Here is a 12,676-nt window from a genome sequence, read left to right on the forward strand (position 1 = left end):
TTCAGGTTTATTGTCTCACAGACTTCACAGAATACACAGACAAAAGTAACAGAGACAAGACGCTCCCGGGAGGATGTAGCGTGTTCATCCATCCATTCAATATCCTTTGTATACGTATTCTGTGAGAAAAACTATGTGTGAAGAAGGAACGAACCGTCCGAAAACAAAAAAAGGCAAACCACGAACCGCTACAACCGCCTACCCTTGCTTCGGTCAAGACCTGGGGGATTCAGCAGGAGCTGGTCTGATTTGCCGATGCAAAGATCGTATTAATTTAGGCCGAAGTCAAGCGTCGTGGTAACTTTGTCGCATGAAAAAGTATAAAAGCGTTCTTCTTGCCGGATGCCTTTCCGGCTTATTATTCTGGGTATCAGGCTGCCAGACGTCTTCGAAACACCTGGAAGAAGGCCGCCGGCTCATGCGTGAAAACAAATGGAAAGAGGCCGTCGCCGAGCTCAACAAGGCCGTCGAAGCTAATCCGTCGAATACCGAAGCCCTCAACGCCCGGGGCGTCGCCTATTTTCAGCTCAAGGATTACCAGAATGCGGCGCTGGATTATGACCAGGCCATAGCGGCGGATTCTGCCGTCTACCTCCCCTTCTTCAACCGGGCGAAGCTGAAACTGGCTCAGAATGATTTTGAGGCCGCTATCCGGGACTTCAGCAAGGCTACTCAGCTCGCTCCGGATTCAGCGGAGGTCTTCCTCAACCGCGGGTTCGTCTATGCCCAGCTTCACCTCCCCCAGCAGGCATCGGCGGATTTTGATAAAGCGATTCAGCTGGACAATGACAATCCCGAATCATACTACGTCCGGGGAAACCTGAAGCTCGAGCAAAAAGACTTCGGCGCGGCGATCCTGGACTATGAAAAGGCAGTAGGCCTGCGCGCCAAATTTCCGGAAGCATTCTTCAACATGGGCCTCGCACAGAACATGTCAGGAAACCGGGAAGCAGCCTGTCTCCATTTCAAACAGGCACAGAAGCTTGGTTATGCGGATGCGAAGGATGCGATTGAGGCGTTTTGTAAATAAGCAGTAAGCTATAGACTGTACGCCAGCGCTTAAAGCTTATAGCCTACAGCTTAAAGCCATAAAAAACGCCGACCCCGAAAGGAGCCGGCGTTTTGTTTTCGCGAATCTGTTTAGAATCCCGGGTTATTCGGGAGCAGTTTCGGGTTCACGTCCGATTCCTGCTTCGGAACCGGGAAGAGCAGTTGTTTCTCGGCGAAGGTTGCACCGTATACCGTTTTGTGGCCAACGAAATCATCCCAGTTGCCCGTCACGTCGTTGTGCACTTTCCGCGTGCGGATCATGTCAAACCACATTTTGTTTTCGAAGCACAGCTCGAAGTACCGCTGCAACCAGACTTCCTGCTCGAACGCCGCCTGGCTCATTGACGCCGGAATCGGATCGAGGCTGGCACGCGCGCGAATCTGGTTGACGTAGCTGACAGCGTTCGCGTTCGGCGCGCCATCGGCCTTGTTCGACGCTTCCGCATACATCAGGTATACATCCGCGAGGCGATACAGGGTATAGTTGAGATCCGATTTCGCAGTGTTCGTCACAGCCGTCACGTCAAACCACTTATAGATATAGGTGTTTTTGAACGTAACCGTCTGCCCGGTCTTGATGCTCGGGTAGTTCGTATAGAAAAACTGTTTCTCCTGCGCACGCTTGTCGCCCTTGGGGAATGACTGAATGAACTGGGGCGTCGGATATACCGAACCGTATTCGTCCGAGTATTTCGAGATACCGGAATAGTTCGGAATCGTCAGCGGAGTAAGCGGGTTTGTCGACGGTACGCTGGCCGCATACTGCACCTGGAAAATGAACTCGCCGGAGTTTTTGTTCGCCGGACTGATCATGTCGGTGTAGTTGGTAAACAGCTTGTATCCGCCATTCTGAATCACATTCAGCGAACGCTTGGCCGACTCGGCATAATACTGCTGCCCGCCGTTGATCGCCGCTCCGGCGTAGGTCAGGTAGACATCCGCCAGGATGGACTCAACCGCTCCCATGGATACCTTGCCGGTGTTATCCTGCCAGGGCAGGGTTGACTTTTCCGCAGCAAGGAGATCCGGAATGATGATTTTGTCATAGATATCCTTCGCCGGCGTACGGGCAATAAACAGGTTCAGGTCCTTCGGCACTTCCGTTACCGCGGGAACTGCTCCGTACATCCGCACCAGGAAGAAGTAATACAGGGCTCGCAGGGTACGGGCTTCTGCCAGCATGTTCGTTTTCTGCGCATCTGTCAGCCCGGCGGCGTTGATCGTCGGAATACTCTGAATAGCCAGGTTGCAGGCACCGATACCGAGGTACATCTGTTGCCACCAGGTATCTACATAGAAGGAAGTGTTATTATATCCCAGGTTCTGGAAGTTAACAAAGCCCGTCTGCCCGAGGTCGCTGTTCGCTTTACCGGTCATAAACTCCAGCAGGTTCCAGGTATTCCCGCCGTAAGACGACGACTGGCCTGAAAGAAGTCCCTGCAGGTTGGCATACCCGGCGTTGGCATAGGCACGGGCCACCTTCGTGCTGGAAACGTTCGAGGAGGGCGTGAGAAAGCCCGTGGGGGTTTCGTTCAGAAAATCTTTGCATCCGCCCAGCGTCAATAACGCCGAGGCCAATACGATATGTTTAGCTACTTTCATCGCTTTCAGAGATCAGGTTAAAAAGTGATAGTTGCACCCAGGTTCCAGACGCGCGGACGCGGGTAGGAGAAGAAATCAAGGTTTTGCGAGAACGCACTGTTAGCGCCGTAGCCCGAAACGAACGTATCTACTTCCGGATCATATCCTGAGTATTTGGTAATGACAAACAGGTTCTGAACACTTGCGTAGACGCGCAGACGGCTCACCTTGATCTTTTCCAGCGCTACCTGCGGCAGGCTGTAACCCAGGACGACATTCTGACCGCGGATGAACGAGCCATCCTCTACCCACCAGGTATCAAAGTGCGAATCCTGCGCAAACTTGTAGTTACGTACCTGGGAAATCATCGTATTCTGGTTATTCGGCGTCCAGCCGTTCAGTACCGTCGCAAGGCTGTTGGCGATCGTCTGCCGGTCTTCAACCGAGTGCTTGAAGGTTGCAGCCGTATTCAGTCCCTGTACAAAACGGATGTCAAACGAGAAGTCGAAACCCTTGAAATTGATGGTGCTGCTGAACGTACCGGTCCATTTCGGCGTCGTGCGACCGATGATGCTGTAATAGTTGCTGCCGTCGGCATTGTAGATATACTTCCGGTCGCCGGGCTTCAGGTTATGCTGTGCCGCAAGATCCGCTTCCGATGAGCTGTACGTTCCGAGGCGGGTCATACCCCAAAGCGAGCCGATTGACTGACCTACGCGAAGGATATTGGTCTGGCCGAGGAAGTTGGGGCCCGGGAAGATATCCGCGTTTCCGTTGTTCAGCTTCAGAATCGTGTTTTTGTTGGACGCGAAGATGAAGTTGGTCGTCCACGTGAAGTTCTTCCGCTGAATATTCACCGTATTCAGCGCCACTTCGATACCGCGGTTCCGTACGGATCCTACGTTCTGGTAAACGTTGGCGTTCCGTTCTCCGGCCGACCAGGGGATGGGCGCCTGGAGAAGCAGGTCCTTCGTCACACGGTTGTAGTAGTCGACCGTCAGGTTGATATTGTCCTTGATGCCAAGTTCGAGACCGGCGTCAAACTGGAGTGACTTTTCCCACTTCAGGTTCGGGTTACCAAGGTAGCTCGGAAGAAGCGTGGACTGAAGCGCGCCGCCAAGCACCGTGGTATTCGGCTGAATCTGGGCAATAGACTGATACTGACCAATTTCCTGATTCCCGGAGAGACCATAGCTCGCACGTACCTTCAGGTTACTGATCGTCTTGTTGCCTTTCAGGAAACCTTCTTCCGAAAGACGCCATGCAGCACCTACTGACGGGAAGAATGCATACTTGTTGTTTGCGCCGAACTTCGATGAACCGTCGTAACGGGCCGTAGCCGTAAAGAGGTATTTCTCATCGAGGCTGTAGTTCAAACGGGCATAGTAGGAGTTCATCGCCCAGCGGTAATCCGAGGAAGTCGACGAACTCTTGACCGATCCCGAACCAAGGGTATGCCACTGGAATACGTCGTCAATAAAGTTCTGGGTTTCTACATAATCCGTTTCGGAATTGTATTGCTGCCAGGAAGCGCCGAGCAGGGCAGTCAGATGCTGACGATCGTTGATCTGCTTGTTCCAGGTCAGGTAGTTTTCAGACTGCCAGTAGTAGTTGTAGTACCCGCGGATACCGGCGATACCACCCTGATCCGCTGAAATGTGCGGCAGGTTCTGAGAAGAAAAGAAGTTGTTTTTCTGGCCGCTGAGGTTGTAACCCAGATCGGTCCGGAAATCCAGATCCTTCGTAATGTGGACCAGCGCATACGCATTTCCAAGTGCCTGGAGGGAGTTGTTGATCGTATACCGGTTGTTAGCGGTATTGACCGGGTTGGGAGCCCCTTCCATACCTGCGATATCGTTGTTTCCTGCCCAGGTTCCGTCCGGGTATTTCACCGGGAGAATCGGGAGCTCTTCGGCAACGGCCCGGGGTACGTTCAACCCGCCGTTTCCATCAGATACCATCCGCTGGCGGCTGGCGATCACCGAAACGTTACCACCGATTTTCAACCACTTGTTTACGTCGCTGTCCAGCGTCAAACGCGCATTGTACCGTTTGAAGTTGGACGTAATCATGATACCGTTCTGGTTGAGATACCCCAGTGAAAGGCTGTAGAGTGTCTTGTCGTTTCCGCCCTGAATATTGAGCTGGTGGTTTTGAGACAGCGCCGGCTTGTATACTTCCTTTTCCCAGTTGGTATTGTAGAGGGGCTTGTTGTTCGAATCAAAGAGGAGCGGGAAATTGTCGTGATTCAGTGCAACCGGCGGCGCCCAGGTAGCTCCTGTCGGGTCAAACTTGCTGCCATTGGCATATGAATCGTTATATACTTTAATAAACTCCTCTGAATTCAGGGAGCGGACGTGGCGATACAGCTCACTGACGTTCCAGTTTTCGTCATACGTAACACGCGTCGCGCCTGCGCGGCCACGTTTGGTCGTGATCATGATAACGCCGTTTGCACCGCGCGCACCATAAATCGCCGTCGAAGACGCATCCTTCAGTACTTCCAGCGAAGCAATATCATTCGGGTTGATGGAGTTACCGTCTACCCCGATCACACCGTCCACTACGTAAAGCGGGTCAATATTCGAGTTGATGGAACCCAGACCGCGGACACGCACTTTTGCCGCCGCACCGGGCGCATTACTGTTCACGCTGACTTCCACACCGGCAATCTTACCCTGCAATGCCTGCGAAACGTTGGGTACCGGCTTGTCCATCAGTTGTTCTCCCTTGATGTTGACGACAGAACCCGTCAGGTCCGACTTCTTAACGGTACCATAACCAACGACAACTACTTCATCCAGCGCCTGAATATCGCTGCGCAGCTGGATGGCCAGGGTCGTTTGGCTCCCTACCGCGACTTCCTGTTTTGTATATCCGACGGAACTCACAATCAGAATCGATTCGGCACCGGGTACTTCCAGTTGAAAGTCTCCGTTTACGTCCGTTGTCGTACCGCGGTTGGTACCCTTTACGACGATACTCGTACCCGGAATAGGTGTACCGTTCGTCGCGTCGGTCACTTTCCCGCGAATCCGAATGTCCACCGGAGCGACATGCCCCAGTTTAGGCAGGGCCGCGTCAATCGACGCTAACGGTACGGCCATACGCGTACGGGACAGAATGACCTGATCCTCGTATACGCCGTAGCCGATACCCAGCGGTCCGAGCAGGCGTGACAGCACCTGAGACAGCGGATCGTTGTTTGCGTTCAGGCTGACACGGAGGTCGCTCTGAACGTTACGACTGCTGTAAATGAAGCGTATCTCTGCCCGTTTTTCCAGCTGAGAGAGCACGTCCCTCAACGGCATGTGACTGGCGGAGAATTGTATTTTCCGGTCCAGAACGGATTGTCCCATTCCTTCCCGGGCATACGTGACCAAAGAGAAGGTCGTCGCCAGAAGTAATTGAATAAAGGTTACCCGCATGACAGTCGCGAGGTCAAGGGTTTTTATATATTTTTTCATACCTTCGTTTTGTTTGAGTCATTCTTTTTGACAAAACAAGACCTGCACACGTTCGTGAAAGCGTGCGTCGGATGCAGGTGTTTTCGGGAAACGGGAGTGCTTGCCCCACTCCTGTTTCTTTTTTTACCAGATGAGATGTTTGGGGTGTTTCATAGGCTTTTTCTGAGATGAAAAAAGGATTGCATAGGTAATTGTGTCGAAGTTGAAATGATATAAGGAAAGGAAACAGGTTCAGATCAGGGGCAACCGGCGCCCGACAGGGTGATGATCCGGTCTTTCAACCGGTAGGACACATCGGTACTCTTGTGGAGAATGTCCAGAATTACCGGCAGCCGCATATCGGTAAAATCGGCCCGGACGTAGCACTTCTTCAGGCTTATGTTTTCAAACCGGATTTCCACGTCGAAATTCTTCTCCAGGGCCTTTGCTATCTCTTCCAGATTCACCCATTCAAATTTGATGGTCGTCGGTTGCCATAACTCGGCCTTGGTCGCCTTGGGTACTTCACTCTTGACAAACGTCCGGTCGGTCGCGTTGAAAATCGCCCGCTGATGCGGCTTCAGTAAAACGGCCTCACGCTCGTCCTGGCTGCTGACGGATACTTTTCCGGTCAGGACAGATACTTCAAAATGCGTGCTGTTCTCGTACGCTTTGATGTTAAAGCTGGTTCCGAGTACCTGTGTTTTCATCTGACCCGTGTAGATCACAAACGGATGCGCCGGATCCCGGGCTACTTCAAAAAATGCCTCCCCTTTCAGTTCCACCTCCCGTCGGTCGGCCCGCTGTACAGTCGAATACCGCAAAACAGATTTCGGATTGAGCCATACCGTGCTGCCGTCCGGAAGACGGTATTCGGCTATGCTCGATGTCGCGTTGTTAAGTGTTTTCCAGGTATCGTCGATTACCTCTGTCACTGCTATCGGACCGGCTTCCGGTGCCTTGTCACGCCATTCGTAAACGAACAGCCCCATGAGAAGCACGATGGCTGCTGCCGCGCCGGCCCAAACCCAGCCCATCCGCCGGACAGGCCGGTCTTCCTCGGTTTCCGTCAGCGTTGCAATACGCTCCCGGATGCGCCACCATTGCCGGAAGAGGTAGGCTTTCTCGGCTGTCTCCGGATGTACATGGAACAAATCCTCGTTTTCCTCATAGGAATCGTACCAGGCCTCAACCTGACGTACCTCCTCGGGCGTACACGTCCCGGCAAGGTATCGTTCCAGCAAGTCAGGCGGCGGTACACGGTGCTCCATACAACGGTTATTTGTTAGAATATACTTCCAAAGTCCTATTTTCCCTAAGACGCAGAGCCCCCCTTCTTTCCTTAGCTGAGCGGGAAAGATTTTTTAAAAAAAGGAAGAATAATTTACAGAAGATTGATAATCAGAGCGGAAGAAGCACCAGAATACTTCCAAGCGAAGCCACAAATTTCTTTACCCGCAGGCGCAGGGTTTGATTTGCTTTCATCAGATGACTTTCCACGGTCTTGGGTGATACGTCCAGCATCACGGCAATTTCGGAGATACTCTTTCCCTGCTGATACAGATCGAAGACCTGCCGGCATTTTTCGGGAAGATGACCGATCGTCTCTTCAAAATCGCGGTGCATGTCGTTGTAATAGACGCGCTCTTCCGTTTCGTTGGACCATGGATCCCACTCCCGTACTTCCTCGAAAGCCTCCTGCCGGGACTGGTGCCGGAAATGGGAAATAACCAGGTTGCGTAAAGCGGTGTGAAGGTAGACGTCTGCCGTTTTGCGGATAACGATCTGGTGGCGCTTCATCCAGATATTGACAAAAAGCTCCTGAACGACTTCCTCCGTCAGGTCCTTGTTCTGAAGACGCTTATAAGCAGCATTGGCAAGGCGGCCGGCGTACCTGCGATAGATTTCCTCAAAAGCCAGGACATCATCATGGCTCATCTGAAGAAACAATTCCTGATCATCGCAGGTGTCGAAATAACGCTTCATACGTGCATCCGGAGGCCAGCATTTTCTCGGTCAAGACGACTCGAAATTACGAAAATTAAATTCAAACAAAATTTAATTGCAAAATTCCAATTCCCGTCCGAATGATCTTCGCGTACCTGTACCTTTGCCGGCGGGTGATCGAAACTGCCTGTAAGACGGCCTTTCTCCCTAATCGTCAAGCGTCATGAAATACCTCTTTCTGCTCCTCGTCTTTGTCTTCCTGCTTTTCGCAGGCTGGCAATACAACGATCCCGACCCGCTGTTGTGGATCACTGTTTACCTCATTGCGGCGTATAATTCATTACGTGCGTTTCAGGGAAAAGCCAATCGTGAAGCGCTTTTATTACTGACGTTGTGGACAGTCGCGTGGGCCTTTACCTCCTGGTGGCAGATGACTGCCTGGGAAGGTTTCGTCACCGAAGGCGAAGGCCTGACCATGAAATCCATGAACCAGGAACTGGCGCGGGAGGCCTGCGGCCTGGGAATCGTTGCCGTCTCCTATCTTCTGATACTCGTCCGCCCAAAATAAAAGCCGGGGTCTCCCCCGGCTCTTTTATGCTTTCATGGTTCCGTGCTCAGCAAGTCGGGTATGCCACGAAAATGCTTCTTCCAATACATGAGGCGTATGCCCGCCCCGCTTCCGGGCTCTGTCCGAATAGTCTTTCAGCGCGTCGCGGTATTCGGGATGTACACAGTGCTGCAGGATGATATCCGCCCGCTCCCGCGGGGCAAGTCCCCGCAAATCGGCCAGTCCCTGATCCGTGACGAGAATATCCACATCATGCTCGGTATGATCCACATGGGATACCATCGGCAGTACGTGCGAAATCGTGTTCTCCTTTGAAGCCGCCTGGGTTACAAAAATGCTCAGGAACGCGTTCCGGGCAAAGTCGCCGGACCCGCCGATTCCATTCATCATTTTCGTGCCGCCGATATGGGTGGAATTGACATTTCCATACAGATCAAACTCGATCGCCGTATTGATGCCGATGACGCCCATACGCCGGATGACCTCGGGTGAATTACTGATGTTCTGCGGCCGGAGGACGATTTTGTTTTTATACCGGTTAAAGTCTTTCATGATCCGGGCGTAACAGGCTTCGGACACGGTGATGGAAGAAGCAGAAGCAAACGTCATCTTACCGGCGTCGAATAATTCGAAGGTACTGTCCTGCAATACTTCCGAGTACATCGTAAGATCGTGAAAGGAACTATCCAGAAAACCTGACAATACCGCATTGGCGACCTTTCCAATTCCCGCCTGCAGGGGTAACAGTGACTCTTTCAGGCGCCCCATCCGAACTTCATGGTTGAAAAATTCCAGCAGGTGAGAGGCGATCGCCGTCGTCTTCTCGTCCGGTGGTACAATCTGGGCAGGACTATCGTGAATCTCGGTGATGACGACGGCCACGATCTTCTCCGGATCAATCGGAATCGATGCCCGGCCAATACGTGTAGAGGGAGAGGTAATCGGAATAATCGACCGGTTCGGATACCCGCCCGTCAGGAAAATATCATGCAGTCCGCAGAGGGTAAGCGGCATGGACAAATTCACTTCAACGATTACTTTCTGCGCCAGTGCAGCAAAATGCGCCGAATTCCCGACGGAGGTAGTCGGCACAAGGCTGCCGTCTTCTTCAATCAGCGTCGCTTCAATTACGGCAATATCCATCGGGGGTAAATGCCGGTTCTGCAATTGCTCGACGGTTTCGCAGAGGTGATGGTCGATAAACATGACCTCTCCGTTGTTGATACTTTTCCGCAGAACAGGATCGACCTGAAACGGCATCCGGCGACTGAGCGCGTGGCTACCGGCCAGTGCGGCGTCGGTATCCTGTCCGAGCGAGGCGCCGGTAATAAGGGTGATCTTGAGCGGATCCTGCTTTGCCCGCTCCGCCAGCGCCAGTAGTACGGCCTTACTGTCTCCCGCCTTCGTAAACCCGCTCGAACCAACTACCATTCCATCCTGTATGAATTGCGCGGCCTGCTCCGCCGTCACGATTTTGCGAAGGAGGTCAGGGCGCAGTATCCTTTCATCAATCATAGTGTTTTCAGTTTCGGTGTGGGAAGCAGATTGGAGTTTAGGGTTTGACGTTGGGTAACCGAAGGCTAAACCCTAAACTCTCCAATCCTCCTTCCCGCTTCGTTGATGCTGCCGCAAAAGTACCCCACCCTCTCCTGTTGAATATTGACGAAAGTCACACGTATAGTAAATAACCAGATTTATTACTATTCTCTTACGGACCATAAAATAACCACTCCGAATCAGTAGCATTACTCCGCCTGGCATACCTCCCGCAACGGCGTCCAACTGAAAACAAAAAACCGCAAACAGAAGACAAAAAAGGCTGGCATCCCTGCCAGCCCCAAGTGCTAAACCAGTTTGCTCAACCGCTGGTAATCAATTCCGATGCATTCCAGCGGGGTTTTGCTGCCGTAGTCTTCCTGCTCGACGACCAGGTACTTCGCACCGGCGAGCTTCCTGTTTTTCAGGATATCAGCAAACCTGACGATACCGTCGCCGATTTCCGTGCTGACATATCCGTGATGCGCTTTGGCATCCTTCTTCAGGTCTTTCATGTGCAGCAACTCAAACCGCCCGGGATACTTTTTGAACCAGGCCACAGGATCAGAGCCCGGCGCAGTAATCCAGGCGACGTCCATTTCAAACGTCACCAGTTTGGGGTCGGTATGCTGCAGCATGACGTCGAAGATAACCTGCCCGTCCTTAAACTTTCCTACCTCAAACTCGTGATTGTGATACCCAAACTTCATCCCCTGCTGCTGACAAAGACGGCCCGCCTTGTTGAACGTCTCCATAAACCGCTTCAAATCATCCGGGGTTTTGTAGACATCTTCCGGCATCCAGGGACTGATCACATATTTCTGTCCAAGAAACGCGGCGTCTTCTACGGTCTTTTTCCACTGATCGTTAAAGAAACTTCCACCGATAAGCATCTGAGGAGCCAGTACGGTATGGCCAGACGGCATCGAAAGGCCGAGACTGGTCAAAACCGCCTTGAATTCCTTCGGAGACATGCCGTAGAACTTTCCGTCTGTATACCCGGCATGTTCAACCAGCTTATAACCGGCTTTGGCAACGCCTTTCAGGGTTTCGATCGGGTTCTTCTTCATGTCATCCCGCACTGAATACAGCTGCAAACTGATACTGGAAGCAGGAGCCGCAAGCAGGTCCGTAACCGATAAGCCGGCTACCGCCGCGCCACTCCATTTGAGAAACTGACGACGACTGGGGTTCATGGGAGTTGGGAGTTGAGGGTTTAGAGTTACGCGGGCGGTTTTCTGTCTTCGGTTTTCAGTTTTCAGTTTTGGACGAGAGAGGTTTGAGTTCAATCCCCCTCCAATTCCAACTGAAAACCGAAAACAGTCAACCGAAAACTACTTGATTTCCCGCACCTTAATATTCCGGAACCAAACGGTATCGCCATGATCCTGGAGGCAGAAGTGGCCTGCGGCCGCTTTGCCGAAGTCGGGCCATGCCTTGAATTTCGATTTGGCAACGAGCTCTTTGTACTCCGGAGAGTTCATATCGGTTTCAACGACTTTGACATCGTTTTGGTAGATCGCAAACTTGCCTTTTTCGAGGACAACGCGGGTAGAGTTCCACTGACCGGCCGGGTGGGCGTTCTGGGGCTTCGCCGGGATGAGGTCATAGAGGCTGCCCGCGCGGTGGTTTTCCAGCTTGTTGTCGGAGTGGCGCTCGTTATCGAGTACCTGAATTTCCGGGCCGGTGAAGTACGGCGCATGGTATTTCTTTGCTTCGACGACGTGGAACATCACGCCGCTGTTACCGTTTTCTGCGATTTTGGATTCGTATTTCAGTTCGAAGTCGCCGTACTCGCCGTCGGTGACGATATCCCCAGCCACCGCACCGCTTTTCCGGGCGGCAGCGTCCAGTTTGAGGGCTCCGTCTTCGATCACCCATGCATTTCCGACGCCTTCGCCGTTGAACTTGTGCCAGCCCGTAGTCGTCTTTCCGTCAAAAAGCAGCTTGAAGCCGGTTTTCTTTTCTTTTTTGGAAAGGGTGTTCGGCGACTGCGCGTAAGAAGTCAGGGCAGCCAGAGACAGCAGACAAACGAGTGTCTTTTTCATCTAGAGGAAATTAAGAAGTTGAAATGTTTGCAAATCGGGCTCGGTCCATTTCGCACGGGCCCGTACTGAAAATAAAAGCTCCCGGCTATAATACTCAAATGGAAGCCGGCGGTCGGCAAAGCTACTGGCAAAAAGTTGATTGCATTGTTGCTCCAGGCTTTTTTCTTCACCCGCAGATCGACGGAATTCGGCCAGTTGTCGCAACCAGAATTCAGTCAGTGTTTCGTGGTATCCGCTGTCGGCCGAGTTGACGCCTCCGGTGGCCTGATTATAGGTAATAATCCGGCAGCGCATCCGGAGCAGCGCTTCGTAAAACGGGTAGCGGTTGAGGTGCCAGAGGCCCACAATCAGGTGGGCTTCATGGGTCCATTCTTCTTTGGGAAGGGTACAGGCAAGAAAACCCTCCGCGAGGGCTTCGATCCGATCGGTCGTCATGCAGCATGTTCGGGGTTATTCCGCAAACATAGGACGTTTTTCCGAAGGGAGCAGACAAAAAAGGC

Annotated in this window: 10 protein-coding genes; 2 read left to right on the forward strand and 8 right to left on the reverse strand. The window is 52.5% G+C overall.

Annotation, left to right across the window (positions count from 1 at the left end):
• Positions 1–310 precede the first annotated feature (310 nt).
• Entirely contained in the window at positions 311–1,030 is a 720-nt protein-coding gene (locus BLR09_RS10455; protein WP_093201484.1) for a tetratricopeptide repeat protein, read from the forward strand.
• 110 nt (positions 1,031–1,140) lie between these two features.
• On the opposite strand, the gene BLR09_RS10460 is transcribed toward BLR09_RS10455, so the two are convergent.
• The 4 genes from BLR09_RS10460 to BLR09_RS10475 all read right to left on the reverse strand — a co-directional run bounded on the left by BLR09_RS10460 (position 1,141) and on the right by BLR09_RS10475 (position 8,063).
• Positions 1,141–2,652, reverse strand: coding sequence for a RagB/SusD family nutrient uptake outer membrane protein (locus tag BLR09_RS10460; RefSeq protein WP_093201486.1), 1,512 nt, complete (start codon positions 2,650–2,652; stop codon positions 1,141–1,143).
• 17 nt (positions 2,653–2,669) lie between these two features.
• Complete coding sequence (locus tag BLR09_RS10465) at positions 2,670–6,098, reverse strand: TonB-dependent receptor (protein ID WP_245689903.1); 3,429 nt, start codon at positions 6,096–6,098, stop codon at positions 2,670–2,672.
• Between the two features lie 236 nt (positions 6,099–6,334).
• A complete protein-coding gene (locus tag BLR09_RS10470; RefSeq protein ID WP_093201489.1) occupies positions 6,335–7,348 on the reverse strand; it encodes a FecR family protein in 1,014 nt (337 codons plus the stop codon).
• Positions 7,349–7,478: 130 nt separating this feature from the next.
• A complete protein-coding gene (locus BLR09_RS10475) occupies positions 7,479–8,063 on the reverse strand; it encodes an RNA polymerase sigma factor (protein WP_093201491.1) in 585 nt (194 codons plus the stop codon).
• Positions 8,064–8,247: 184 nt separating this feature from the next.
• Here BLR09_RS10475 and BLR09_RS10480 point away from each other — a divergent pair, with 184 nt between their 5' ends.
• The gene (locus BLR09_RS10480) at positions 8,248–8,592 is read left to right on the forward strand and encodes a transmembrane 220 family protein (protein ID WP_093201494.1); all 345 of its coding nucleotides are present in this window, start codon (positions 8,248–8,250) and stop codon (positions 8,590–8,592) included.
• 24 nt (positions 8,593–8,616) lie between these two features.
• Here BLR09_RS10480 and BLR09_RS10485 read toward each other — a convergent pair whose 3' ends face one another.
• From BLR09_RS10485 to BLR09_RS10500, 4 genes are all read right to left on the reverse strand, one after another.
• Positions 8,617–10,107, reverse strand: coding sequence for a succinate CoA transferase (locus BLR09_RS10485; RefSeq protein ID WP_093201496.1), 1,491 nt, complete (start codon positions 10,105–10,107; stop codon positions 8,617–8,619).
• Positions 10,108–10,436: 329 nt separating this feature from the next.
• A complete protein-coding gene (locus BLR09_RS10490; protein WP_093201500.1) occupies positions 10,437–11,324 on the reverse strand; it encodes a TIM barrel protein in 888 nt (295 codons plus the stop codon).
• 138 nt (positions 11,325–11,462) lie between these two features.
• Positions 11,463–12,176, reverse strand: a complete 714-nt coding sequence (locus tag BLR09_RS10495; RefSeq protein ID WP_093201503.1) for a 3-keto-disaccharide hydrolase — start codon at positions 12,174–12,176, stop codon at positions 11,463–11,465.
• Positions 12,177–12,611, reverse strand: coding sequence for a hypothetical protein (locus BLR09_RS10500; RefSeq protein WP_093201505.1), 435 nt, complete (start codon positions 12,609–12,611; stop codon positions 12,177–12,179).
• Positions 12,612–12,676 lie beyond the last annotated feature (65 nt).

Source organism: Siphonobacter aquaeclarae (assembly GCF_900103285.1).
Classification (GTDB): domain Bacteria; phylum Bacteroidota; class Bacteroidia; order Cytophagales; family Spirosomataceae; genus Siphonobacter; species Siphonobacter aquaeclarae.

Coding starts and splice junctions, on each gene's coding strand:
- BLR09_RS10465 (WP_245689903.1), bottom strand. CDS start 6,098: ATGAAAAAATATATAAAAACCCTTGACCTCGCGACTGTCATGCGGGTA.
- BLR09_RS10500 (WP_093201505.1), bottom strand. CDS start 12,611: ATGACGACCGATCGGATCGAAGCCCTCGCGGAGGGTTTTCTTGCCTGT.
- BLR09_RS10455 (WP_093201484.1), top strand. CDS start 311: ATGAAAAAGTATAAAAGCGTTCTTCTTGCCGGATGCCTTTCCGGCTTA.
- BLR09_RS10470 (WP_093201489.1), bottom strand. CDS start 7,348: ATGGAGCACCGTGTACCGCCGCCTGACTTGCTGGAACGATACCTTGCC.
- BLR09_RS10490 (WP_093201500.1), bottom strand. CDS start 11,324: ATGAACCCCAGTCGTCGTCAGTTTCTCAAATGGAGTGGCGCGGCGGTA.
- BLR09_RS10475 (WP_093201491.1), bottom strand. CDS start 8,063: ATGAAGCGTTATTTCGACACCTGCGATGATCAGGAATTGTTTCTTCAG.
- BLR09_RS10480 (WP_093201494.1), top strand. CDS start 8,248: ATGAAATACCTCTTTCTGCTCCTCGTCTTTGTCTTCCTGCTTTTCGCA.
- BLR09_RS10460 (WP_093201486.1), bottom strand. CDS start 2,652: ATGAAAGTAGCTAAACATATCGTATTGGCCTCGGCGTTATTGACGCTG.
- BLR09_RS10495 (WP_093201503.1), bottom strand. CDS start 12,176: ATGAAAAAGACACTCGTTTGTCTGCTGTCTCTGGCTGCCCTGACTTCT.
- BLR09_RS10485 (WP_093201496.1), bottom strand. CDS start 10,107: ATGATTGATGAAAGGATACTGCGCCCTGACCTCCTTCGCAAAATCGTG.